This window comes from Pseudomonas sp. FBCC-B1667, assembly GCF_059133255.1.
Genome location: NZ_CP101437.1, coordinates 6754087 through 6777635 on the forward strand (window position 1 = coordinate 6754087; position 23549 = coordinate 6777635).

General features: G+C 59.5%; 21 protein-coding genes. 9 read left to right on the plus strand and 12 right to left on the minus strand.

All coding sequences use genetic code 11. The features are described 5' to 3' along the window. The first annotated feature begins 40 nt into the window (after positions 1-40). The gene (locus NL116_RS31185; RefSeq protein ID WP_494375392.1) at positions 41-1651 is read left to right on the plus strand and encodes an alkaline phosphatase family protein; all 1611 of its coding nucleotides are present in this window, start codon (positions 41-43) and stop codon (positions 1649-1651) included. A 91-nt stretch (positions 1652-1742) separates the two neighbouring features. Here the strand turns inward: NL116_RS31185 and NL116_RS31190 are convergent, their stop codons facing one another. Beyond that, a complete protein-coding gene (locus NL116_RS31190; protein ID WP_494375393.1) occupies positions 1743-2663 on the minus strand; it encodes a TauD/TfdA dioxygenase family protein in 921 nt (306 codons plus the stop codon). A gap of 183 nt (positions 2664-2846) precedes the next feature. On the opposite strand from NL116_RS31190, the gene NL116_RS31195 reads away from it, so the two are divergent. After that, complete coding sequence (locus NL116_RS31195) at positions 2847-3767, plus strand: LysR family transcriptional regulator (RefSeq protein WP_494375394.1); 921 nt, start codon at positions 2847-2849, stop codon at positions 3765-3767. Positions 3768-3890: 123 nt separating this feature from the next. Here NL116_RS31195 and NL116_RS31200 read toward each other — a convergent pair whose 3' ends face one another. Next, positions 3891-4904 carry an ABC transporter substrate-binding protein gene (locus NL116_RS31200; RefSeq protein ID WP_494375395.1) on the minus strand — a complete coding sequence of 338 codons (1014 nt, stop codon included), beginning with the start codon at positions 4902-4904 and terminating at the stop codon, positions 3891-3893. Positions 4905-5182: 278 nt separating this feature from the next. Here NL116_RS31200 and NL116_RS31205 point away from each other — a divergent pair, with 278 nt between their 5' ends. Genes NL116_RS31205 through NL116_RS31215 form a run of 3 tightly spaced genes read left to right on the plus strand, consistent with a single transcriptional unit; the run spans position 5183 to position 9218 of the window. Then, the gene (locus NL116_RS31205; RefSeq protein ID WP_494375396.1) at positions 5183-6781 is read left to right on the plus strand and encodes an ABC transporter permease; all 1599 of its coding nucleotides are present in this window, start codon (positions 5183-5185) and stop codon (positions 6779-6781) included. After that, entirely contained in the window at positions 6778-7593 is an 816-nt protein-coding gene (locus tag NL116_RS31210) for an ABC transporter ATP-binding protein (RefSeq protein ID WP_494375397.1), read from the plus strand. Before NL116_RS31205 ends, NL116_RS31210 begins: the two co-directional genes overlap by 4 nt. Positions 7594-7607: 14 nt before the next feature. Beyond that, positions 7608-9218 carry an arylsulfatase gene (locus tag NL116_RS31215; RefSeq protein ID WP_494375398.1) on the plus strand — a complete coding sequence of 537 codons (1611 nt, stop codon included), beginning with the start codon at positions 7608-7610 and terminating at the stop codon, positions 9216-9218. A 130-nt stretch (positions 9219-9348) separates the two neighbouring features. On the opposite strand, the gene NL116_RS31220 is transcribed toward NL116_RS31215, so the two are convergent. Next, a complete protein-coding gene (locus tag NL116_RS31220) occupies positions 9349-10422 on the minus strand; it encodes a fatty acid desaturase (RefSeq protein WP_494375399.1) in 1074 nt (357 codons plus the stop codon). 100 nt (positions 10423-10522) lie between these two features. Here NL116_RS31220 and NL116_RS31225 point away from each other — a divergent pair, with 100 nt between their 5' ends. After that, complete coding sequence (locus tag NL116_RS31225; protein ID WP_494375400.1) at positions 10523-11527, plus strand: AraC family transcriptional regulator; 1005 nt, start codon at positions 10523-10525, stop codon at positions 11525-11527. Positions 11528-11681: 154 nt separating this feature from the next. On the opposite strand, the gene NL116_RS31230 is transcribed toward NL116_RS31225, so the two are convergent. Both NL116_RS31230 and NL116_RS31235 read right to left on the minus strand, forming a co-directional pair. Next, positions 11682-12047, minus strand: coding sequence for a response regulator (locus NL116_RS31230; protein ID WP_494375401.1), 366 nt, complete (start codon positions 12045-12047; stop codon positions 11682-11684). Between the two features lie 70 nt (positions 12048-12117). Next, positions 12118-12804 carry a Crp/Fnr family transcriptional regulator gene (locus NL116_RS31235; protein ID WP_494375402.1) on the minus strand — a complete coding sequence of 229 codons (687 nt, stop codon included), beginning with the start codon at positions 12802-12804 and terminating at the stop codon, positions 12118-12120. 84 nt (positions 12805-12888) lie between these two features. Between NL116_RS31235 and NL116_RS31240 the strand changes: the two genes are divergently transcribed. Then, complete coding sequence (locus tag NL116_RS31240) at positions 12889-13407, plus strand: Mpo1 family 2-hydroxy fatty acid dioxygenase (protein ID WP_494375403.1); 519 nt, start codon at positions 12889-12891, stop codon at positions 13405-13407. A gap of 104 nt (positions 13408-13511) precedes the next feature. On the opposite strand, the gene NL116_RS31245 is transcribed toward NL116_RS31240, so the two are convergent. The 6 genes from NL116_RS31245 to dibA form a co-directional block, all read right to left on the minus strand. Further along, a complete protein-coding gene (locus tag NL116_RS31245) occupies positions 13512-14501 on the minus strand; it encodes a sulfate/molybdate ABC transporter ATP-binding protein (RefSeq protein WP_494375404.1) in 990 nt (329 codons plus the stop codon). Between the two features lie 3 nt (positions 14502-14504). Next, on the minus strand, positions 14505-15377 hold the full coding sequence (gene cysW / locus NL116_RS31250) for a sulfate ABC transporter permease subunit CysW (protein WP_027922271.1): 873 nt from the start codon (positions 15375-15377) through the stop codon (positions 14505-14507). Positions 15378-15390: 13 nt separating this feature from the next. Beyond that, positions 15391-16209: a sulfate ABC transporter permease subunit CysT gene (gene cysT, locus NL116_RS31255; RefSeq protein WP_123436357.1), complete on the minus strand. Its 819-nt coding sequence runs from the start codon at positions 16207-16209 to the stop codon at positions 15391-15393. 69 nt (positions 16210-16278) lie between these two features. Further along, on the minus strand, positions 16279-17292 hold the full coding sequence (locus NL116_RS31260; RefSeq protein ID WP_494375405.1) for a sulfate ABC transporter substrate-binding protein: 1014 nt from the start codon (positions 17290-17292) through the stop codon (positions 16279-16281). A gap of 69 nt (positions 17293-17361) precedes the next feature. Continuing rightward, positions 17362-17544: a sulfur starvation response protein OscA gene (gene oscA, locus NL116_RS31265; RefSeq protein WP_007941032.1), complete on the minus strand. Its 183-nt coding sequence runs from the start codon at positions 17542-17544 to the stop codon at positions 17362-17364. A gap of 248 nt (positions 17545-17792) precedes the next feature. Next, positions 17793-19712 (minus strand): phosphodiesterase DibA, encoded by a 1920-nt coding sequence (dibA, locus tag NL116_RS31270; protein ID WP_494375406.1) that lies wholly within the window; start codon positions 19710-19712, stop codon positions 17793-17795. 147 nt (positions 19713-19859) lie between these two features. Between dibA and desA the strand changes: the two genes are divergently transcribed. Continuing rightward, positions 19860-21044, plus strand: a complete 1185-nt coding sequence (desA, locus tag NL116_RS31275; RefSeq protein WP_494375407.1) for a delta-9 fatty acid desaturase DesA — start codon at positions 19860-19862, stop codon at positions 21042-21044. 150 nt (positions 21045-21194) lie between these two features. After that, the gene (locus NL116_RS31280) at positions 21195-22184 is read left to right on the plus strand and encodes a GGDEF domain-containing protein (RefSeq protein ID WP_494375408.1); all 990 of its coding nucleotides are present in this window, start codon (positions 21195-21197) and stop codon (positions 22182-22184) included. Positions 22185-22206: 22 nt separating this feature from the next. On the opposite strand, the gene NL116_RS31285 is transcribed toward NL116_RS31280, so the two are convergent. After that, entirely contained in the window at positions 22207-23421 is a 1215-nt protein-coding gene (locus NL116_RS31285) for an HDOD domain-containing protein (RefSeq protein WP_494375409.1), read from the minus strand. Positions 23422-23549: the final 128 nt, after the last annotated feature.

Genomic DNA, 23549 nt, shown 5'->3' on the forward strand with positions numbered 1-23549 from the left:
CCAGCGAAAACCCTCACCTGTATTCTGATCGGTGAACCCCATGCCCAACCCCCAAAACCCCGTGCGCAATGTGCTCTACATCATGTGCGATCAACTGCGCCGCGATTACCTGTCCTGCTACGGTCACCCGCACCTGCACACGCCGAACATCGATCGCCTGGCCGACGCCGGCGTGCGTTTCAGCCGCGCGTACACCCAAGGCACCATCTGCGGGCCCTCACGCATGTCGGCCTACACCGGGCGTTATGTCAGCAGCCATCAAGTGGCGTGGAACGCCGTGCCCTTGCCACTGGAAGAGCTAACCATTGGCGACTATCTGCGCCCCCACGGCATCCGCACCGCACTGGTTGGCAAGACCCACGCCACCCCTAATCTCGATGCCTTGCAACGGCTGGCCATCGACCCTGAGCAGGCCGAGACGCTGAACGAAGTCGGCTTCGAAGCGTACGTTCGCCATGACGGCATCTTCCCCGACGACCCGCTGTTCGACGACAAACGCGAATCCGCGCCCTACACCCATTACCTGCGCGACCTCGGTTTCGAGGGTCGCAACCCGTGGCACGAATGGGCCAACGCCGCCGAAGGTGATCAGGGCGAAATCCTCAGCGGCTGGAAAATGCGCAACGCCCACTTGCCCGCTCGCGTTCCCGAACAGCATTCGGAAACCACCTACACCACCGACCGCGCTATCGACTTCATCGCCGAGCAAGGCGAGCAGCCATGGTGCCTGCACTTGTCGTACATCAAACCCCACTGGCCCTACATCGCACCGGCGCCGTACCACGCCTTGTATCGCGCAGAGCAGGTGATCGACCCTGTGCGTGCGGTGCTTGGTGAGGAAAGCGATCACCCGGTTTACAGCGCGTTTCGTCAGCATGAAGAGGGCCTGAATTTTTCCAGGGATGACGTGCGTTTGAACGTGATTCCGACGTACATGGGATTGATCAAACAGGTCGACGATCAGCTCGGGCGCCTGTTCGACTTTTTGCAAAGTAACGGCCGCTGGGATGACACGCTGATCGTGTTCACCAGCGACCACGGCGACTTCCTCGGCGATCACTACCTGGGTGAAAAAGAGTTTCTGCTGGAGCCTGCGGTGGGGATTCCGCTGATCGTTCGCGACCCGCGTCCGGCGGCCGATATCACCCGGGGTTCGGTGGATGATCGGCTGGTGGAAACCATCGACGCGTTGCCGACCTTTCTTGAAGCCCTTGGTTTGCCGAGCGCCGAGCATCGACTCGAGGGGCGGTCATTGATTGCGTTGCTGCACGGCGTTGAAACCGACTGGCGCCGCTATGCGATCAGCGAGTATGACTATGCGTTCCAGGCACCGGCGCGCGAACGCTTGGCGCAACCGATCGACCGTTGCCGCATGACCATGGTGCGCAGCGAGCGCTGGAAATATCTGGCGTACGACGGCTTTCGGCCGCAGCTGTTTGATCTGCTCAACGATCCGCAGGAGTTGCGGGATCTGGGGGCTGATCCGGCGTTTGCCTCGGTTCGCGAGGAGCATGCGGGGTATCTGTTTGAGTGGGTGCGGGGGTTGAAACGCAGGACGACCATCAGTCATCAGGAGATCGATTTGCGTGGGCAGCGGTTTCGTTATGGCGAGCCGCAAACCGAGAAAATGGTCCAGATCGGCGTGTGGTAGAAAAGCATCGCGAGCAGGCTCACTCCTACACTGGATCTCTGTAACGCCGTAGATCCCCTGTAGGAGCGAGCCTGCTCGCGAAAGCGTCCGATCAGACGCCGCTGAGTTCAGCTCCCTTGATCGTCTGACTCCGCTGCCCCGCCACCCCGACCGGCACTTCACCTTTGAGCGTCACACGCCGCACCACCCGATCCTGGGTCCCGTAGTCATCCACCGCGTAATGCTGCGTCGAACGGTTGTCCCAGATCGCCACATCACCGGCCTTCCAGCGCCAGCGCACGGTGTTCTCCTGACGAATCACATGGCTTTGCAGCAACCCGAACAGGTGCGCCGAATCCGCCTGCGAATAGCCCTTGATGCGCTTGACGAAATGCCCCAGCAGCAAGCTCTTCTCGCCGCTGATCGGGTGTACACGCACCACCGGGTGCTCGGTTTCGTAAACGGTCGACGTGAAGATTTTGCGGTAGCGCTCCAGCTTCTCGGCCGACACGTCAGGCTTGGCGCCAGCGTAGTCATATTCATTGCTGTGCACGGCCACGAGCTTGTCCGCCAGCTCACGCAGTTCCGGCGAGAGCTCGTTGTAAGCGGTCGCGGTGTTGGCCCACACCGTGTCGCCGCCAAATGCCGGCGCCACGACCGAGCGCAGGATCGAAGCTTTCGGGTAAGCCTCGACGAACGTTACGTCGGTGTGCCACGAGCTGGCGCGCTGACCTTCGGCCCCATCGAGTTCCAGCAGAAAACGAGTGCCTTCACGCACCGGCACCGTCGGATGCGCCACCGGTTCACCGAGCAAATGAGCAAACGCTTCCTGGCGTTGATCGTCGAGCTCGGTCTGCTCGCGGAAGAACACCACCTTGTATTGCACCAGCGCCTGTTGAATGGCTTCGACGGTACTGGCGTCCAGCTCACCGGACAGTTGCACGCCGCGGATTTCGGCACCAATGCGACCGGCCACCGGATGGATTTCGAGCGCGTGAACAGCGGGTTTTACAGCTAAAGCGGCATTGCTCATGGGTAGACCCTCTATCGGATTGCTGACGGTTGAGTGCCAGCGAAACAACGCTCTATCTATATTCGTTTTAGATCTAATAGATATTCACATGCTTCGTTGACGGAATAAGAGCTTGCATTTAAAACCTCAAGCAACCCTCGTCGCAAATGCCTTCGAGCTATTTTTAGGATGCCGGGAAAGCATATGGATCTTCGTCAGTTGCGCTACTTCATCGCCCTCAACGAACACCGCAGTTTCGTCCGCGCGGCCGACGCCATGGGCATTACTCAACCGGCGTTCAGCCGCAGCATTCAAGGGCTCGAGCAAGAGTTTGGCTGTGTGCTGGTGGACCGCGGCAACAAGGATCTGCGCCCCACGCCCGAGGGCCAGGTGCTGCTGCAACACGCCCTGACGCTGGTTCAGGGCGCGGCCTTGCTCAGCGCTGAAGTGACGCAGATGACCAAGCTCGATGCCGGCGAATTGCGCTTCGGATGCGGCCCGGCACCCGCGGTAAAACTGGTGCCGGATGCCGTGGCCCGGTTCATCAACGCGCACCCGAAAGTGCGCACCCGTTTCGAAGTGGACAACTGGGAAAAACTCAGCCGCGCCTTGAGTCGCGAAGAGATCGAATTCTTCATCGCCGACATCCGCCATTTCGAAGCCGACCCGAACTTCCAGACCCGAGCGCTGACACCCAAGCGCGGGGTATTTTTCTGCCGGCCCGGGCATCCGCTGCTGGCCAAGGAAAGCCTGTCGACCAACGACATGTTTGATTACCCGCTGGCCACCACGCTGATCCCGCCGGGCATTCGCAAGTTGTTGGCGAATCTCAGTGGGCGGATGGACTTCTCACCAAGTATCGAGACCGAACATTTCCCGGCGCTGGTGAAGATCGTGCTGCAGTCGAATGCGATTGGCGTCGGCACTGAAGAGGCATTTATTGAGGACATTGCCCAAGGGTCGCTGGCGTTGCTGCACTGGCGCAATTTGCCGCAGAACATTGAAAGCATGAGCGCGCGGTGCGGGATTGTGAGTCGCACGGGGTTTCGGTTGTCGCCGGCGGCGCGGGCAATGATTGAAGTATTGGTGGCGGTGGATTCACAGCAGATTGATGTCGCGGTTTAGGGCCTCATCGCGAGCAAGCTCGCTCCCGCAGTTGATCTCCAGCGAACACACAATTTGTGAACACTAAAGACCCCCTGTGGGAGCGAGCCTGCTCGCGACGGCGTGCGCATGGACGCCAGAGATTTAAAGCTTGGCAGCCGCCAACTCAGGCGCCACCCAATCGCTCACCTTGAACGGCTTGCGAATCAGCTTCTGTTGCGAAGCGAGATCCACCGCATCCTGCAACTTGCCAAGGAACACCGGATCCAGCGTCGACGGGAACACTTCACTGAGTTTCTGATCCTGCAAATCCCGCGTGAGAATCACCGGTGGATAACTCGCCAGCCCCGACACCAGATCGATGTACGCCTGCTTGTTGCTGTCCTGCGTCAGCCACGCCACCGCCTGCTGCTGCGCCTTGAGCAGTTTGGCGACCGCCTCGGGGTGTTCGTCGACAAACTTTCCAGTGCCGACCAGTACGGCTTGAACACTACCCGCGCCGCCGAGATCCTTGGTGCTCAGCGGCAACTCGGCCAAACCTTTTGCCTGCAACGCGGCCAACCCGGAGCTGCCCCAGGACGCGTCGATCTGCTTGGCCGCGAGTGCCGCGACGGCACCGCTGAAGTCGAGGTTGATGACCTTCACGTCCTTCTCGCTCAACCCCTGGCTGGCCAACGCCGCATCAAAGGACAATTGGGTGGCGGTGCCCCGGAAGATCGCCACGCGTTTGCCTTTGAGGTCTTGCAGCGTCTTGATCCCCGAACCGGGTATCACGCCCAGATACTGCTTCACACCCCGCGCGGAGGCACTGAGCAGCCGGGTGTCCAGACCGTTTGACTTGCCGATGATGGCGGCCAGGTCCCCCAGGTAAGCCAGGTCCACCTGGCCATTGGCAAACGCTTCGTTGATCACTGGCCCTGCGCCCTTAAAGAAACTCCACTGGATCTTGATGCCCTGATCGGCGAAGGCTTTTTCAAACACCTGCTGGTCACGCAGCACGTCCACCACGCCGCCACCGCTGTGCTGGGTACCGGCGCTGAGGTCGGGCACCGCGATGCGGATTTCCTTCAGTTCGGCGGCGTTGACGGTGAATGCCAGCAACCCCGCGAGAGCCGGTGCGGCAAACAGACTGATGACACGTTTGAAGGGAAGGCTCATGGGTGTGGCTCCTGATGGCGACGGGCATTGAGGCGCTGAAAGTAGGCGCAATCGGCACCAACGCTTAAATACTAAAAATTCACATTTTTAGATCATTAAGTCCTAAGCAAGTGTCGCCGGGCATCGTGGGGCGGTATGCATAACCAGCATCAAAAATATTCTCCGAATGCATTGGATGCGCGTCGGCTGTCAGCCTTAAATGGCTTGGCTTATCTCTCAATAGCATTGACATTACTTTTTATAGATCGATTTTGCATAGCCGACAACGGAGGTCGCCCATGGCCCGTGTTTCCCTGCTCTGCCTGCCTTTGGCCGCCCCGTCGCTAAGAGCCAAGCCCCTGTGGCCGAGGTTGAGTCAACGGTTATTGCCCTGGTTGCTGCCGACCGCCCTTTTTGCGCTTTGGTGGTTGGCCAGCCGCAATCACTGGATGAGCGAGCAGATCCTGCCGGCACCTTCGATGGTCTGGAACAGCGCGGTGGAACTGTCCCAAGGCGAGTTATGGGGTCACTTGTGGATCAGCCTGCAACGGCTGTTCCGGGGCCTGCTGGCCGGGGTCAGCGCCGGGGCTGCATTGGGTGCGGCGCTGGGTTTCAGTCGCCGACTGGAACGCCTGGTGTTCCCGACATTCGCCGGGTTGGCCCAGGTGCCGACCTTGGCCTGGATCCCGCTGTTCATGGTGTTTTTCGGCATCGGCGAAGTGCTGAAACTGGTGGTGCTGATCAAGGCCATTGTGGTGCCCGTCACGCTGCACACACTGGTCGGCGTACGCGATGCGCAACCCAAATTACGCGAAGCCGCAGCGGTGTTGCGCTTGCCGCCACGGCTGCTGATCCGACGGCTGGTGTTGCCCGCTGCATTGCCGGCGTTCATGGCAGGCGTGCGCCTCGCATTGGCCGCTGGCTGGACGTCATTGCTGGCGGTCGAACTGCTCGCCTCCAGCGAAGGCATCGGCTACTTGATGGTGTGGGCGCGGCAGTTGTTCATGCTCGACATCGTCTTCGTCTGCATCGTAGTAATCGGTGTGATTGGCGTGGCGATGGATCGCGGCATCGGTTGGCTGGACAAAAAACTGGTGCACTGGCCGCACCCCGCGACGGCTGAAATCCGTCGCGGCCCACGTTACGAAGGCTGGCAGCGTCTGCAACCGTGGCTATTGCCTCTGACGTTGCTGGTGCTTTGGCAAGTAACGACGGATCTGCAGTGGATCGACGCCAACATTCTGGTCAGCCCGCTGGCCGTGCTGGAGACCACGGGGAACGGCTTGCTCGACGGCACGTTGATCAGCGGCATGGCCCTGAGCCTGGGGCGCACCCTTGGCGGTTTGTTGCTGGGTGGCGGGCTCGGATTTGCGCTGGGCCTATTGCTGGGACTGTCGCGCAGCAGTGAGCGTGTGTTTGGCCCGACGCTCGCCGCCATCCGCCAGATTGCGATTTTCGCCTGGGTGCCTTTGCTCACTGCTTGGTTCGGTCTGGGGGAATTGGCCAAGTGGGTATTCGTCGCCCTCGCCGCCTTCTTCCCGTTGTTTATCGCCACCCAACGCAGCGTCGCCAACCTCGCGCCGCACCTCAACGAAGTGGCGCAGGTGTTGCGCCTGAGCCTTGGACAACGGTTGCGCAGGCTGGTCCTGCCGGGTGCCGCGCCGGGGATTTTTGCCGGCCTGCGCCTGAGTCTGATTTACGCGTGGCTCGGCACCATCGGCGCCGAATATTTCATGCCGTCCAACGGCGGCATCGGCAGCCAGATGATCGGCGCCCAGCAACTGCTGCGCATGGACCTGATCATGGCCGGCATGTTGCTGGTCGGCCTCACCGGCGCCCTGCTCAACCTCATCGGCCAACGCCTCGAAATCCGCGTTACTCGCTGGAGACACGCATGAACGCACCGATTGTCAGCTTCAACCACGTGGGCAAATCCTTCGACGTCGACGGCTTTGAGCTGGAGGCGATTCGCGACTTCAACCTGGACATCGCCGAAGGTGAATTTGTCGCCATCGTCGGCGCCAGCGGCTGTGGCAAATCCACGTTGCTGCGGCTGTTGGTCGGGCTCGACACACAGTTTCGCGGCCAGATCACCGTGGATGGCAAAGCCGTCAGCGGCATCGGTGGCGAGCGCGGCATTGTCTTTCAGGAGCACCGTTTGTTTCCGTGGCTGACGGTGGCCGACAACATCGGCCTGGGCCTGGTCAACGAACCCCTGAGCAGCGAACAGAAGCTCAAACGCGTCAGCGATTTCATCGAGCTGGTGGGCCTGAGCGATTTCACCCGCGCCTACCCGCATCAACTCTCCGGCGGCATGGCGCAGCGCGTGGCGATTGCCCGCGGCCTGGTGGCCAGCCCACGCATTCTGCTGCTGGACGAACCCTTCGGTGCCCTGGATGCACTGACCCGCCAGCAGATGCAGGACGAGCTGTTGGCGATTCGGTCGCGGGCAAAAATCACCACGATTCTGGTCACCCACGATGTCGAGGAAGCGATCTTTCTCGCGGACCGGGTGGTGGTGATGGAGCCGCGTCCGGGGCGGATCAAGCAGGTGGTTGATATTGCCCTGCCGCATCCGCGCCAACGCAGCAGTTTCGACTTCCATCAATTGCGCGAAGAACTGCTGCACGAACTCACCAGCGACGACCACTACCAAGCGCCCGTACCGGTGCAGGTGCGTGATCTGCCGCTGTCTTTCATTGCCTGCTGAACTGGAGATTCCTGATGCCGCAACGTCCCAATTTTTTAGTGATCCTGGCCGATGACCTGGGCTTTTCCGATATCGGCGCGTTCGGCGGCGAAATCGCCACGCCGAACCTCGATGCGCTGGCCTGCAACGGTTTGCGCCTGACCGACTTCCACACCGCACCAACCTGCTCGCCGACCCGCTCGATGCTGCTCACCGGCACCGACCACCACATCGCCGGCATCGGCACCATGGCCGAAGCGCTGACCCCGGATTTGATTGGCAAACCGGGTTACGAGGGTCACCTCAATGACCGCGTGGTGGCGTTGCCAGAGTTGTTGCGTGAGGCCGGTTATCAAACGCTAATGAGCGGCAAATGGCATTTGGGCCTGACGGCTGAACTCGCACCCCACGCACGGGGTTTCGAGCGTTCGTTTTCGTTGCTGCCCGGCGCCGCCAACCATTACGGTTTCGAACCGACCTACGATGAACAGACACCCGGCCTGCTGAAGTCCACCCCGGCGCTGTACATCGAGGACGACACGTTCATCGATGAATTGCCGAAGGATTTCTATTCCTCCGATGCCTTCGGCGACAAGCTGCTGGAGTACCTCAAGGAGCGTGATCAGACCCGACCCTTTTTCGCTTATCTGCCGTTTTCCGCGCCGCATTGGCCGTTGCAGGCGCCGGCCGATGTCGTCGAAAAATATCGCGGTCGGTATGACGCGGGGCCAGAAGTGCTCCGACTCGAACGTCTTCAGAAACTCAAATCCCTGGGGCTGATAGAAGCCGATGTCGAGCCGCATCCGCTGATCCAGCTCAGCGCGCAATGGGACGCCTTGAGCGTCGAGCAACGGCAGATTTCCGCGCGGGCCATGGAGGTTTATGCGGCGATGGTCGAGCGCATGGACTGGAACATCGGGCGCGTCGTCGACTACCTGCGCCAGCAGGGGCAACTGGACAATACCTTCATTCTTTTCATGTCGGATAACGGCGCCGAGGGTGCGCTGCTCGAGGCGTTTCCAAAGTTCGGGCCGGAACTGCTGGCGTATTTGAATCAGCATTACGACAACAGCCTCGACAACATCGGTCGCGCCAATTCTTACGTCTGGTATGGGCCGAACTGGGCACAAACGGCGACCGCGCCCTCGCGGTTGTTCAAGGCGTTTACCACCGAGGGTGGAATTCGCGTGCCGGCGCTGGTGCATTACCCGCAACTGGCGCTCAAGGGACAGATCAGCCATGGTTTTGGCACGGTGATGGACATCACGCCGACCATTCTCGACCTGGCCGGTGTGCGGCATCCGGGCAAACGCTGGCGTGGCAAGGACGTGGCGGAAGTTCGCGGGAAATCGTGGCTGGGGTTTTTATCGGGTGAAACGACGCAGGTGCATGACGAACACACCGTCACTGGGTGGGAGTTGTTTGGGCGACGGGCGATTCGCCAGGGGCAATGGAAGGCGGTTTACATCCCGGGGCCGGTGGGACCGGCGACCTGGCAGCTTTATGATTTGGGGAGTGACCCGGGGGAGATTCATGATTTGGCGTTGAGTCAGCCGGAGAAGCTCAGCGCCTTGATCGAGCATTGGCAGCAGTATGTGGATGAGACTGGGGTGATATTGAGTGAGTCGCCGTTTCAGCCGGATTGATGTTGCCTGAAAGATCGTTATCGCTGGCAAGCCAGCTCCCACAGTGGATTGTGTCGAACACAATAGATGTGAACGACACTTAACCCTGTGGGAGCTGGCTTGCCAGCGATTAGGTCCATATTGTCAACCATCAAGCTTGAGCCGTACGCACCTTTTCCCCCACCACATCTTCCTTGCGCTCAAACCGGTTCGCCCGCCAAAACGTCCCGAAATCATTGAACCGCACGCCCATCTCGCGCATCACTTTATGCGCCACCGGCACGGTCATCTGGCGGATGTAAAACGGTTCCTTTACCACAAAGTGATGGATGCCGTGGCTGCTGCCGAAGTTGAAGCAGAACGCCTGCAACGGCCACAACCACCAGGCGTTCAGCACCTGACACTGCTGCATCACGTTGCCCGACTCGATGTCGCCGTAGTAGTGCATGTTCGAGCTGATGAAGTGCAGGCAGAACGTGCGCAACACGTTCGGGCCGATGATCACCACGGCCGCGATGTCGATCACCTGCATCACCGACAACGTCGTTGCCGACCACTCGATTGGCGCGCCCATCAGCGATGCGATGCCATTGGCCGCATGGAAGCCGAGGAACACGTACCACGCACCCCAATGCACCAGTGCCAGCGGTGCGTAGACCTTCAGCGTGCGCTGGACGATGCTGAATTTATGCGCCCAGGTCTTGGCTCGCAGCATGCGGATGAACGACGACATCATGTTGTCACCGACCATCAGCAACCGCGCAATCCCCCAAGGTTCGCCGTTGGTGATCGCCCGCTCTTCCATATCCGTCTCCGTGCCGGAAACCTTGTGGTGATTAAGGTGCAGATGCCGGCGGATCCACGGATTGATCGTGCTCGGACGCGCCAGCCATACGAGTCCCATCATCAGGTTGTGCGGCACGCGCTGTTTGCGAAAGTACATGCTGTGGATCAGGTCGTGTTCCAACTCGTGGGTCAACGAGGCGAAAAACGCGTTGAGCAACAGACACGTCCACCACGCCATGTGCCCGGTCGTGTAAAGCGCCGCCGAACCGATCATCCCGGCCAGGGCGAAGGCCAGAATGCCTGCGCCGAGGGCATCCTGATGGTTGAGAATCGGGTAGCGCTGACGCAGTTCGACGCCCTTGGCCAGCACCACTTCACGAATATGTGCTGATCGCTGCGCTGCATTCAGTCGCTGGGGACTTGCAGAAGTACCGTCCATGCTTCCATCCTCTGGTTATTGATGTTCGCATCCTGCCTTGTGAATGTTTACAAGGTGGTAGCCATGAACGCCAACCTGTTGACCGGAAGCGCCAATCAGCATGACTGAACCGACCTCCCTCGCCAGCTGGACCCGCGCCCTGCGCAAGCAACTCGATGCCCTGGGCCTCGACAGCACCGCGCTGTGCCATCAGGCGGGGCTTGATCCGCAACTGATGGACGACCCGAACGCCCGTTACCCGTTGTCCGGCACCACGCGCCTGTGGGAAATCGCCGTGCAGGTCAGCGGCGACCCGGCGATCGGCCTGCGCGTGTCGCGTTTCGTCAGCCCCACCACGTTTCATGCGCTCGGTTACGCGCTGGTGGCCAGCGGCAGTTTGCGCGAGGTGTTCGAGCGCATCGTGCGCTATCACCAAGTGGTCAGCGATGCCCTGGAACTGGAATTGATCCGCACTGAGGATCGCTACCGCTTTCGCCTGAAAATTCCTGCGGGCAACCCGGCGCCTGCGTTCGAAGCCATCGACGCCTTCACGGCGATTTACGTGCGCACCTGCCGTAATCGCCTCGGTCGCGACTATGCGCCGATGGCGGTTTACCTGCGCCGCCCGGAACCCGCCGATGCGCATCAATGGCACAAAGTCTTCCGCTCACCGGTGTATTTTTCGGCGGAAGAAGACCGCGTGGAGTTTTCCCTGGTGGATTTCGACAGTCACCTTGACGATGCCAACCCGGAGCTGGCCGAACACAACGAAGCGGTGCTCAAGCGCACGTTGGCGCAACTCAAGCCGCTGACCTGGGAGCGCAAAGTCCGAGACGCCATCGAAGAACAATTGCCCGAAGGCGAGCCCAGCGCCGAACACATCGCCAAGGCCTTGCACCTGAGCTTGCGCAGCCTGCAACGGCATCTGGCGGACGAAGGCTGTCGATTCGACACGCTGCTCAATGAAAGTCGCGAAAACCTGGCGCTGCTGCACCTGCGCGACCCGCAATGTTCATTGAGTGAGGTCAGTTATTTGCTGGGGTTCGCCGATACCAGCAGCTTCAGTCGCGCGTTCAAGCGCTGGACGGGGATGACGCCGGGGCAGTTTCGGGATGGGTCGCGTTGACTGTTCCAGTCCCTGGGTCGCCTCGTTCGGCCTCATCGCGAGCAAGCTCGCTCCCACAGGGTTCTTGATTGAACGCAGCACTGCGTTTCACACAGATCCACTGTGGGAGCGAGCTTGCTCGCGATGAGGCCAGATCAGACACCTCAAAAAAGCTTCAGCGCCCGCGATCCCGCCGCAACAACTTGCGCACCCGCGCCACCAATTCGCTCACCGCAAACGGCTTGAGCAAATAATCGTCCTCATGCAACTCCAACCCACGCAGTCGATCCTCGATGCCATCCTTGGTCGTCAGGAACAGCACCGGCGTCTCGCCGAGCTTGCGGATCTGTTGTTGCAGCTGCCAGCCGTTGAGCCCTGGCAGCATCACGTCGAGGATGATCAGCTCGTATTCGCCGGTCTCGATAAAGCGCCGGCCGTCCATGCCGTTGAGCGCGATATCGACCGAATAGCTTGCCTCGTTCAGGCCGTTGGCCAGGAGTTTGGCGGTCTCCGGTTCGTCTTCTACTAGCAGTACACGCATGGCACACCTCGATTATCGTCGTCACAGGCTAGGCGCCTTCGCGGGCAAAGCCCACCAATAACGTCGTGCTTTAAAAAATCGCCAGTGCTCGCAACCGCTCGGCATCGATAATTTCGATCTCGCCGTACTTGAGATTGAGGATTCCCTGGCCCTGCAATTCCTTGAGCAACTGGTTGGTGGTCTGGCGCGACAGCGACAGCAGCGACGCCAATTGCTCCTGTGGCAATTGCAGCACCCGGCGTGGCGGATCGATTTCGCCATAGCCTGCGGCGATCATCAGCAAGCGATGGGCGAGACGTGCCGGGGCGGGCATCAGGCTCAGCTGTTCGAGGTTGATAAAGGTCAGGCGCAACTTGTGGCTCATCAGCAACGCCAGTTGCCGCCAGTACACCGGTTGTTCGTCGAGCAATTTCAGCAGCGCCGCTTGCGGGATGTGCAACAGCGTACATGTCCCCACGGCGAAGGCATCGTGGGTTCGCGCCTGGCCGTCGAACAGGCAGATTTCGCCGAACCAGTGCGGTGGCTCCACCAGGCTGAGCAACGCTTCCTTGCCCTGCTCACTGACCGCGCCGATGCGCACCGAGCCTTCGAGCACCGCATACAACCCACACGGCGGATCGCCGCGTTTGAACAGTGATTGCCCGGACGACAGGCGCCGCAGCCGGGCCGCGGCCAGCAGACTATCCTGAAAGGGAACAGGTAGATGACTGAACCACTGGCCGCTCATCAAGCACGAGCGCCAAACCTGCATGTCCATGGAAACTCCTGGAGATTGTCGCCTGCCTGACAGAGCGGAAAGTGAACCCGGGGCATGATCAATCACCCTACAGGAGGAATAACAATGAAAAGCCTCGTTGACCATCTCAGTCAATACGCCGCCTACCACCGTGATCCGCGCAACATTGCCAGCCACTTTATCGGTATTCCTTTGATTGTGGTGGCCGTTGCGGTGTTGCTGTCGCGGCCGCAATGGGCCGGAGGCTGGCTGTCGCCGGCGGTTCTGGTGTCGTTGGCGTCTGCGTGGTTTTACCTGCGCCTGGAGGTGCGCCTCGGGGTGTTGATGACGGTGCTGCTGGGACTGTCCGTTTGGGCGGGGCAAGTGCTGGCGCAGCAGAGCACGCTGGTCTGGCTATCGAGCGGCGTCGGCATGTTTGTAGTGGGCTGGGCGATTCAATTTGTCGGTCATCATTACGAAGGGCGTAAGCCTGCGTTTGTCGATGATGTGACGGGGCTGATTGTCGGGCCGTTGTTTGTGGTGGCGGAGTTGGCGTTTTTGTTGGGGTTGCGGCATGACCTCAAAGAGCAGATTGAGTCGCGGGCCGGGGGTGTACGGATCAATCCAAATCGCGCTGCGGCGTAGGACGCCATCGCGAGCAAGCTCGCTCCCACAGGGAATTTGTGAACGACGCAAATCACTGTGGGAGCGGGCTTGCTCCGGGCGGCGCTCCGACGAACCTCTTGATCTTAGAGGTTGGCGAGTTTTTGCCAGACCTTGGGCTTGAAGAACAGCGTTTCACCCTTCGCCAGCCCGATCAGGCTGTCATGGTCCTTCACCACTTCTGCCTCGATCAATTCGCTCTGCCCCTCAACCTTCAGCGTCACCCGAGTCGTCGCGCCCAACGGACGGATATCACGCACTTCAGCCGCGTGGTGATCTTCCAGTTCATGCCGCGACAACGATACTTCGTGCGGACGAAACAACACGTGGTTGTCCTCGCCCAAATGCAGTCGGTTGGAATCACCGAGGAAGTGATAAACAAAATCGCTGGCCGGGTTTTCGTAAACGTCGCCCGGTGAACCGATCTGTTCGATCACGCCTTTGTTCATCACCACGATACGGTCAGCGACTTCCATCGCTTCTTCCTGGTCGTGGGTCACGAATACCGAGGTCAGGTTGATGTCTTCATGCAGCCGCGCCAGCCAGCGACGCAATTCTTTACGGACCTTGGCATCGAGGGCGCCAAAGGGTTCGTCGAGCAGCAGGACTTTCGGTTCCACCGCCAAGGCACGGGCCAGGGCGATACGCTGACGCTGGCCACCGGAGAGTTGTTCCGGGTAGCGATCCGACAGCCAGTCGAGCTGCACCATGTTCAGCAGTTCATGGACTTTTTCCGCGATCCGGCTTTCAGTCGGGCGCTGGTTTTTCGGCTTCATGCGCAGGCCGAACGCGACGTTGTCGAACACGGTCATGTGGCGGAACAACGCGTAGTGCTGGAACACGAAGCCGACGTTGCGATCACGCACATCGTGGCCGGAGACGTCTTCACCGTGGAACACGATGTTGCCCTGGTCCGGGGTTTCCAGGCCGGCGATGATCCGCAGCAGCGTGGTTTTACCGCAACCCGACGGGCCGAGCAGCGCCACGAGTTCACCGCTCTGGATGTCCAGGCTGATGTTATTCAGCGCCTTGAACGCATTGAAATTCTTGCTGACGTTACGCACTTCGATCGACATGAATTATTCCTCCGCGGCGCTGGCGCGCAGGCGGTTAATACGGTTTTCGCTCCACTGCTTCAGCAGCAGGATGAAGAGCGCCATGATCAGCAACAGGCTCGCTACTGCGAACGCGGCCACGTGGTTGTATTCGTTGTAGAGGATCTCGACGTGCAGCGGCAAGGTGTTGGTCACCCCGCGAATGTGCCCGGAAACCACCGACACCGCACCGAACTCACCCATCGCCCGCGCAGTACACAGCACCACGCCGTAGATCAGGCCCCATTTGATATTGGGAACGGTGACGTGCCAGAACATCTGCCAACCATTGGCGCCCAGCAGGCGCGCGGCCTCTTCCTCTTGCGTGCCCTGTTCCTGCATCAGCGGGATCAGTTCACGCGCCACGAATGGCACAGTGACAAAAATCGTCGCCAGCACGATACCGGGCAAGGCGAAGACAATCTGGATGTCGTGATCCTGCAGCCACGGACCGAACAGGCCTTGGGCACCGAACATCAGCACGTAGACCAGGCCGGCGATCACCGGCGAGACCGAGAACGGCAGGTCGATCAACGTGACCAGCATGCTCTTGCCGCGGAACGAGTACTTGCTCACGCACCACGCGGCGCTGACGCCGAACACCAGGTTCAGCGGCACCGAAATCAGCACCGCGATCACCGTGAGTTTCAGCGCCGACAACGCGTCCGGTTCGAAGATCGCGGTGAAGAAAGCACCGAGGCCGAGCTTCAGGCCCTGGGACACCACGATGAACAGGGGCAATAGCAGAAACAGCGCAAAAATCAGCCAGCCAAGGCCGATCAGGATTCTTCGCGAGGTGGCACTGCCACGGCGCGCAGCGTTGGCCGAAGAGGCGGCAGCAATAGACGATTGGGACATGGTTCGCGCCTCCTTATGGGGTTTCGATGCGACGTTGCAGCAAGTTGATCAGCAGCAACAGGACGAAGGAAACCACCAGCATCAGTACACCAATGGAGGTGGCGCCGGTGTAATCGTACTGGTCGAGCTTGACCATGATCAGCAGCGGCAGGATCTCGGTTTTCATCGGCATGTTGCCGGCAATGAAAATCACCGATCCGTACTCGCCGACCCCGCGGGCAAAGGCCAAAGCGAACCCCGTCAGCCACGCCGGGAGCAATGCGGGCACCAGAATGTAACGGAAAACCTGTAACGGTTTTGCCCCGAGACACGCCGCTGCTTCTTCCACTTCACGCGGGATATCAGCCAATACTGGCTGTACCGTACGTACTACGAATGGAAGGGTCACAAAAGTGAGGGCAAGGGTGATGCCGAGGGGGGTGTACGCGATCTTGAAACCCAGGTCCGCTGCAAACTGACCGACCAAACCGGTGGGGGTGTACAACGCCGTCAGCGCGATACCGGCTACCGCCGTCGGCAACGCGAAGGGCAAATCGATCATGGCGTCGATGATTTTGCGACCGGGGAAGGTATAGCGCACCAGCACCCAGGCGAGCAGCGTGCCGATGACGCCGTTGATGATCGCGGCATAGAGCGCGGTGCCGAAGCTCAGCTTCAACGCCGCCAGCACCCTTGGCGCCGAGATAATTGCCCAGAACTGATCCCAGGTGAGTTGGGCGGCATGGACGAACATGGCCGCCAGTGGAATGAGCACAATCAAGCTGAGGTACACCAAGGTGTAGCCCAGCGTCAGCCCGAAGCCGGGTATGACGGGGGAGATACGACGCGACATAAAAGTCCTTGGTTGAGAACGCGCAAAGCCCCGACGGTTAAATCGGGGCTCGTTGATGGCTATTTAAGACTACTGCGCCTGATAAATCTGGTCGAACACACCACCGTCATTGAAGAACTTCGGTTGCGCGGTTTTCCAGCCGCCGAAGTCTTTGTCGATGGTCACCAGGTCCAGGGTCGGGAATTGCTTGGCGTACTTGGCAGCCACGTCCTTGTCACGTGGACGATAGAAGTTTTTCGCGGCAATTTCCTGACCGGCCGGGCTGTACAGGTGCTTGAGGTACGCTTCGGCGATCTGCTCGTTGCCCTTTTTCTCGGCGTTCTTGTCGACCACGGCCACCGGAGGTTCGGCGAGAATCGACAGCGAAGGCACGACGATTTCGAACTTGTCGGCACCGCCGTCTTCTTTCAGCGCCAGGAACGCTTCGTTTTCCCAGGCCAGCAACACGTCACCCTGACCGTTGTTGACGAAGGTGATGGTCGAACCGCGAGCGCCGGTGTCCAGCACTGGCACATGCTTGAACAAGGTTTGGATGTATTCCTTGGCCTTGGCTTCGTCACCGCCATTGGCTTTCAGGCCATAAGCCCAGGCCGCGAGGAAGTTCCAGCGTGCGCCGCCCGAGGTTTTCGGGTTCGGGGTGATGACGGAAACATCATTTTTGACCAGATCGCCCCAGTCCTTGATGCCTTTCGGGTTGCCTTTGCGCACCAGGAACACGATCGTCGAGGTGTAAGGCGTGCTCGCTTCTGGCAGACGCTTTTGCCAGTCAGCCGGCAGGGTCTTGCCCAGTTTGGCGATTTCGTCGATGTCACCGGCCAGGGCCAGGGTCACGACGTCGGCACGCAGACCGTCGATCACCGCACGGCCCTGTTTGCCCGAACCACCGTGGGATTGCTGGATCTTCACATTGTCGCCAGCGTGATCCACCTGCCAGAACTTGATGAACTCGGCGTTGTAGTCCTGGTACAGCTCACGCGTCGGGTCATACGACACATTGAGCAGCTCGTAATCCTTGGCAACCGCGGAACCCGCAAAAAGGGCGCTGGCCAGGGCGGCCAAAGCAAAATGACGAATCGACGACATGGTGAAAGCTCCTGGAATTCTGTTTGTATTGGCTTTTGTTATAGATACGGGAAGCGGATTGCCGGTTGCTTAGCTCGGTTTGTTGCCCGGGTTCTGCAAACGAAATTTTTCTTTGCGTTCGATCTGGACGACCTGGGCGTTATGCACAGTGATCTCCACAGCCCCAAAGCGCAGATCGCGCAATGCGCTCTGGATCTCACGCAAAATAGTTGCTTCGTCTTGGCCATCAACACTACGTAGGGATGCGCTCATGGTGCTGCTCCTTCAACTGAGAGGTTGCCTGGCAGTGGCGGCACTGCTTGCGGCGTGAGAGCAATAGTAGTGAGGAGTAGATATTCTTAAAAAGACTATTTAAGAATGTTTATATAACCGAAAAGGTGATCGTTCCCACGCTTCGCGTGGGGATGCATCCGATGACGCTCTGCATCATGGCTTTGGGAGGACGCGAAGCGTCACGGGCGGCGTTCCCATGCAGAGCATGAGAACGATCGAGCGACGGTTTAGCGGATAATCGGCGCGCACATCCAATCCAGTTGCGCAGCCGGCACCGGCCGCCCAAACCAATAGCCTTGCCCCAAATCACAGTCATGATCGAGCAGGAATCCGGCCTGCTCGACCTGCTCGATCCCCTCGGCATGCACCTGCATCCCCATGCTCTGCGCCAAGGCAATGATCACTCGTACAATTGCCGCGTCATCTTCATCACACGGCAATCCGGCGACGAAGCCCTGGTCGATCTTGAGTTTCTGCACCGGCAATCGCTTGAGCCGCAGCAGCGACGAATAACCCGTGCCAAAATCATCGATGGCCAGCCGCACACCCAACTCGCGAAGACGATGCATCTGCTCCAGCGCCACCTCCGGATCCTCCATCACTGCACTTTCAGTCACTTCCAGCTCCAGATACGCCGGATCAAGCCCCGTCGCATCAAGCACCTGAGCCACCTGCTGATACAGCTCGCGCCGGGCAAACAGTCGCGATGAGACATTTACCGCCACAAACTCCAACCCCACTCCCCCCGCTCGCCACTGGCACATCTGCTGGCAGGCCTGCTGCATGACCCAGGCATCGATCTCGGCAATCAGCCCGGTACGCTCGGCGATGGGGATGAACTCTGCCGGCGACACCAGCCCGCGCTGCGGATGCGCCCAACGCACCAGTGCTTCGACGCCGATCAGGCGGCTGGTTTTGAGGTCATGCACGGGTTGGTAATAAACGCGCAGCTCTTGTTGCTGGAGCGCACGGCGCAGCTCGAAGGCAATTTCCACCCGCTGCTGCGCGTGGGCGGTCAACTCTTCGGTATAGAGCGCGTAGCCGTCACGGCCCGCACTCTTGGCCTTGAACAAAGCCGAGTCGGCGTTGCGCAGCATCTGCTCGGCACTCAAGGCATCACTCGGAAACTGACTGATGCCGACACTGGCGTTGATAAACAGTCGATGCCCGTCAATGTGGAACGGCTCCCGCAGGCCATCGATGATTCGCTGAGCCAGCACCGCGGCTTGTGCCACTTGCGGACAGCTTTCGGCGAGCACTGCAAATTCGTCACCGCCCAGACGCGCCAGGGTCATGCCTGGACCGAACATGGCTTTCAAATGCTCGGCCACTGCCTTCAGCAGTTGATCACCGACGGTATGCCCGAGACTGTCGTTAATCATCTTGAAGTGATCCAGGTCGATCATCAGCAATGCGCAACCCCTCTTGTGGATGTGCGCCGATGCGAGCGCCTGCTCGACACGGTCGGTCAACAACAGACGATTGGGCAGATCGGTCAGCGGATCGTGGTGAGCCAGGTGCTTGAGTTCGTGCTCGGAGTTTTTGATCGCACTGATATCGGAAAACACCGCCACGTAGTGGCTACGCCGACCTTGATCATCATGAATGATGCGGATGGTTTGCCATTGCGGGTAAATTTCACCGCTTTTGCGTCGATTCCAGATTTCCCCGCTCCACTCACCGGTGCTGTTGAGTGTCGCGAACATCAACTGGTAGAACGCTGGCGGATGATGGCCGGATTTGAACAGACTGGGTTGCTGGCCCAACACCTCATCGCACTGATAACCAGTGATCGCCATGAAGGCCCGGTTCACATGGACAATCAGTCCGTTGCTATCAGTGACCAACACACCCTCACGGGTGCAATCGAACACGGCGGCGGCCTGGCGCAAACGCTCACGATCGGCTTGGCGCTCGCGCAGTCTGGCGCCGATCCCCAGGCACGTGAACAGTCGGGCCCGGGCAATGAAAATCAACGCGGCGCTAAGCACCACCCAGAAATAACCGTTGATCAGTTGCCACCGCAATAGCTCAGCAGAGCTATCGAAGAAACTGTTCAATAAATAGCCGCTAGCGGTCATCCAGGCGACTGAAACCAACAGGTAAAGCAGCGCTGCACGCAAGGCATCGCGAGAGGTGGCAGACATTAGAGCGTCCATGTCCCTACAGAAAGGTTGGAATTATAGGTCAAGGACACATTCAGCCACTCTTATCTGAAAGGGCGACTGGTTTTATCCGTGGGCTTAGTGATAATGCAACGGCTGTTTTTTTCTTTATCGAGGGCCCTACAGCCTATGTGGTACGAAGGTTTACTCGGCTTGTCGCCTTGGTCACTGGTGGCAGTCACCCTGCTGATGACCCACGTTACGATCGTTGGCGTCACAGTCTATCTGCATCGTTATTCAGCCCATCGCTCGCTTGAGCTCAATGCTGGCCTGAAACATTTCTTCCGCTTCTGGCTGTGGTTGACCACGGCGCAGAACACCCGTGAGTGGACCGCTATCCACCGCAAGCATCACGCCAAATGCGAAACTGTCGATGACCCGCACAGCCCGGTCGTCAAAGGGCTTTCAACCGTTTTGCGCAAAGGTGCCGAGCTGTACCGCGCCGAAGCGGAAAACCCGGAGACCCTGCGCATCTACGGCAAGAACTGCCCCGAAGACTGGATCGAACGTAACCTCTACAGCCGATTCCCGCTGCTGGGTGTGGCAATCATGGGCGTCATCGACCTGCTGCTGTTCGGCACCATCGGTATCACCATCTGGGCCGTCCAGATGATGTGGATCCCGGTGTGGGCAGCCGGCGTGGTCAATGGCCTTGGTCATGCCATCGGCTACCGCAACTTCGAATGCCGCGATGCAGCGACCAATCTGGTGCCTTGGGGCATCCTGATCGGCGGTGAAGAACTGCATAACAACCATCACACCTACCCTAACTCGGCAAAATTGTCGGTGAAGAAGTGGGAGTTCGACCTCGGTTGGGCCTGGATCCAGGTCTTCAGTTTCTTCCGTCTGGCCAAGGTTCAGCGGGTGGCTCCCATCGCTCACCGTGTTGAAGGCAAAGGCAGCCTGGACATGGACACCGCCATGGCGATCCTCAACAACCGCTTCCAGATCATGGCCCAGTACCGCAAATTGGTGATCGCGCCTCTGGTCAAGCAAGAGCTGGAAAAGGTCGACCACTCGGTTCGCCATCAATTCCATCGCGCCAAGCGCCTGCTTTCGCGGGAAACCAGCCTGCTGGACGAAAAACACCACGTTCGCATCCAGACCATGCTCCAACACAGCCAAGCGCTGACGGTAATTTACGAGAAACGCCTGGCCTTGCAGCAGATCTGGGTCAAGACCAGCTCAAATGGTCACGACATGCTCGCCGCCATCAAGGATTGGGTGCATGAAGCTGAGGCCAGCGGGATTCAATCCCTGCGCGACTTCGCCGACCAGTTGAAGACCTACTCCCTGCGCCCTGCCACTGTCTGATGCCGTTGATCGGTGCGCCCCGCCAGAGGGCGCACCCTTCGGAACTAAGCTCCAAATCCCCTATCTCAAAGACACTTCGCCACCCCCGGCAGGTTTCGTTGTCGCAGCTTTCGAATCCAGAACAGCGCACGCCCTTTGAGATTTGTCCCGATGGTCCCAAAATACCTGCACGACTCATCCTTTGCGCAATCGCCCGACACGGCTCAAACCTTGATGGCGCTGATGCATGCCCAAAGTGAAGTGGCGCGCCTGAGCGAACGCGAACAGCTGTTCAGTTCGCTGCTGGTGAGTGTCAACGCGGTGTTGTGGGCATTCAACTGGGAAACCCGTCAGATGCTTTACGTCAGCCCGGCCTATGAGCGAATTTTCGGCCGCTCTGCCGGCAGTTTGCTGTCTGACTACAACGAATGGCGCAACAGCATTTACCCCGACGACCTGGACTATGCCGAGCGCAGCCTGGCCGACGTACTGGTCAAAGGTGCGGTTGAAGACCGCGAATACCGCATCATCGATGCCGATGGGCAGGTGCGTTGGCTCAGCGACAAATGCTTCATCAACCGTCAGGCCGAGCCCGGCCAACCCGTGATCATTGTCGGCATTGCCGAAGACATCACCGAAAAAAAGCGGATGGACGCCGAACTGCAACGCCTGGCCACTACCGATGTACTGACTCAAAGCAGCAATCGCCGGCACTTCTTCGAATGCGCACAGCGCGAGTTTGCCCAGGCACGCAAGCACGGTACCCCGCTGGCTTTCCTGCTGCTGGACATCGATGATTTCAAAGCGGTCAACGATACGTACGGCCATCCACAAGGTGACGTGGTGCTGCAGCAGATCGCAGAGAGCGGTCGCGCAGCGTTACGCCGAGGCGATGTGTTCGGGCGGATCGGTGGTGAAGAGTTTGCAGCTGTGTTTCCCGGTTGCGCGCCCGACATGGCCCTGCAAGTGGCCGAACGGTTACAACGGCAGATTCAGCAATTGAACTTTAGCCATGACGACCAGACGTTTGGCATTACTGTCAGCCAAGGGCTGACCAGCCTCACCGACGAGGACGAAAGCCTCGACAGCCTGTTTGCCCGGGCGGATGCAGCGATGTATGACGCGAAGCGGCAAGGCAAGAACCGGATCATTTCCGGTTGATCCGCCAAACACGTCGGCAGGCTCACTTTTTGCGCAATCGCATCAGTTCCGGCAAACCAATCTTAAGCAACCGTGCCGTTCGGCTTTTCGCCAACTCTTCCACGCCCTCATGTTCGGTCAGGCGCGCCAATTGCGCCGCCATGTTCATCACCAACGCTTCGCGCGAATAAACCCCGCCACCAAGCTGATAGACCGCCGCAATCAGCTCTCGCAGTTCCAGCGGCAGCCGCCAGCGAGTGCGTAGTGCCGATCCGTAGGCTGCGCCAAACTCGGCCAGCGCGTCACCGACTTCCTCCCATTCATCCAGATCACCTCCGCCCTGCTTCCACTCTTGCAAACAACGCAGCAGAGCCAGGTCACCAAGACGATGCAGCATGCCTGCGCAGTAACAGCGCTCTTGTTCCAGATCCAGCAAGCGTGCCAGCGTGCGGGCGTACTCGGCGGTGTGCAGCGACAACTCCCAGTTACGCTCGGCATAGTCCGCCAGTAGCGGATCGTCGAGTCGGGCACTGCGCTTGAGGGCCAACCCCAGAATGAGGTTCATGCTTTGCCCGGCGCCCAAACGGTGTAAAGCCTGGGACAGGGTCTGCACGGGGTCGCCAAGGTGGTGCGCCGCGCTGTTCGCGGCGGCGATCAGCACAGCGGTGATCTGCGGGTCGGTGCGAATTTCGTCTTCCATTCGCTTCAGATCGAGCCCGCCCGGATTGAGGCTGCGTTGCACTGCTATCTGTACGTCAGTCATCAACGGTGCACCGTCCGTCAGTTCTCGACGACGCTCCAGATACACCGATAACGTCATGCCAGCCGCCAACTTCGGCACCTCACACGACACTTCTTCACCGGCGTTCAGCAGCAACTCCTGCAGACGCTGGGTGAGGTTTTCCATATTCAGGGGTTTGGTCAGGTACGCCGTGGGCGCCAAAGGCAAAGCCTCGTGCACGCTGCCACTGTCGTTGCGGCTGCTCATCAGAATGAACGGCAGCGGTGGATTGCGCCGGCGCTGACGCACGTTACGCAAGACATTCAGGCCATCGACACCGGGCAACTCCCAGTCAACGATCACCAGGTCGTAGGGAATTTCCGCCAGCCGGTCGATTGCCTGTTGACCATCGGCGCACAGGTCCACTCGCGCATCGCAGCGCACTTTCAATAACACCTGCTTGAGCAAGTCTCGAGACCACGGGTCGGCCTCGGCAATCAACACCCTCGGTGCAGCGGGTAAATCAACGACAGTCATGCAGCACGCTCCCTCGCAATGTTATGAACCATAGTCAACACTGGCGATTCGAGACAGTTCAAATGACTTGAATGTGTTTCAAGAGGCGTAAAAAACCCGCCGAAGCGGGTTTTTTGTCCATCAGGTCA

Bases quoted from the DNA above. Each gene is read 5' to 3' on its own strand.
- NL116_RS31185 (WP_494375392.1), top strand. From the start codon at position 41: ATGCCCAACCCCCAAAACCCCGTGCGCAATGTGCTCTACATCATGTGC.
- NL116_RS31190 (WP_494375393.1), bottom strand. From the start codon at position 2,663: ATGAGCAATGCCGCTTTAGCTGTAAAACCCGCTGTTCACGCGCTCGAA.
- NL116_RS31195 (WP_494375394.1), top strand. From the start codon at position 2,847: ATGGATCTTCGTCAGTTGCGCTACTTCATCGCCCTCAACGAACACCGC.
- NL116_RS31200 (WP_494375395.1), bottom strand. From the start codon at position 4,904: ATGAGCCTTCCCTTCAAACGTGTCATCAGTCTGTTTGCCGCACCGGCT.
- NL116_RS31205 (WP_494375396.1), top strand. From the start codon at position 5,183: ATGGCCCGTGTTTCCCTGCTCTGCCTGCCTTTGGCCGCCCCGTCGCTA.
- NL116_RS31210 (WP_494375397.1), top strand. From the start codon at position 6,778: ATGAACGCACCGATTGTCAGCTTCAACCACGTGGGCAAATCCTTCGAC.
- NL116_RS31215 (WP_494375398.1), top strand. From the start codon at position 7,608: ATGCCGCAACGTCCCAATTTTTTAGTGATCCTGGCCGATGACCTGGGC.
- NL116_RS31220 (WP_494375399.1), bottom strand. From the start codon at position 10,422: ATGGACGGTACTTCTGCAAGTCCCCAGCGACTGAATGCAGCGCAGCGA.
- NL116_RS31225 (WP_494375400.1), top strand. From the start codon at position 10,523: ATGACTGAACCGACCTCCCTCGCCAGCTGGACCCGCGCCCTGCGCAAG.
- NL116_RS31230 (WP_494375401.1), bottom strand. From the start codon at position 12,047: ATGCGTGTACTGCTAGTAGAAGACGAACCGGAGACCGCCAAACTCCTG.
- NL116_RS31235 (WP_494375402.1), bottom strand. From the start codon at position 12,804: ATGGACATGCAGGTTTGGCGCTCGTGCTTGATGAGCGGCCAGTGGTTC.
- NL116_RS31240 (WP_494375403.1), top strand. From the start codon at position 12,889: ATGAAAAGCCTCGTTGACCATCTCAGTCAATACGCCGCCTACCACCGT.
- NL116_RS31245 (WP_494375404.1), bottom strand. From the start codon at position 14,501: ATGTCGATCGAAGTGCGTAACGTCAGCAAGAATTTCAATGCGTTCAAG.
- cysW (WP_027922271.1), bottom strand. From the start codon at position 15,377: ATGTCCCAATCGTCTATTGCTGCCGCCTCTTCGGCCAACGCTGCGCGC.
- cysT (WP_123436357.1), bottom strand. From the start codon at position 16,209: ATGTCGCGTCGTATCTCCCCCGTCATACCCGGCTTCGGGCTGACGCTG.
- NL116_RS31260 (WP_494375405.1), bottom strand. From the start codon at position 17,292: ATGTCGTCGATTCGTCATTTTGCTTTGGCCGCCCTGGCCAGCGCCCTT.
- oscA (WP_007941032.1), bottom strand. From the start codon at position 17,544: ATGAGCGCATCCCTACGTAGTGTTGATGGCCAAGACGAAGCAACTATT.
- dibA (WP_494375406.1), bottom strand. From the start codon at position 19,712: ATGTCTGCCACCTCTCGCGATGCCTTGCGTGCAGCGCTGCTTTACCTG.
- desA (WP_494375407.1), top strand. From the start codon at position 19,860: ATGTGGTACGAAGGTTTACTCGGCTTGTCGCCTTGGTCACTGGTGGCA.
- NL116_RS31280 (WP_494375408.1), top strand. From the start codon at position 21,195: ATGGTCCCAAAATACCTGCACGACTCATCCTTTGCGCAATCGCCCGAC.
- NL116_RS31285 (WP_494375409.1), bottom strand. From the start codon at position 23,421: ATGACTGTCGTTGATTTACCCGCTGCACCGAGGGTGTTGATTGCCGAG.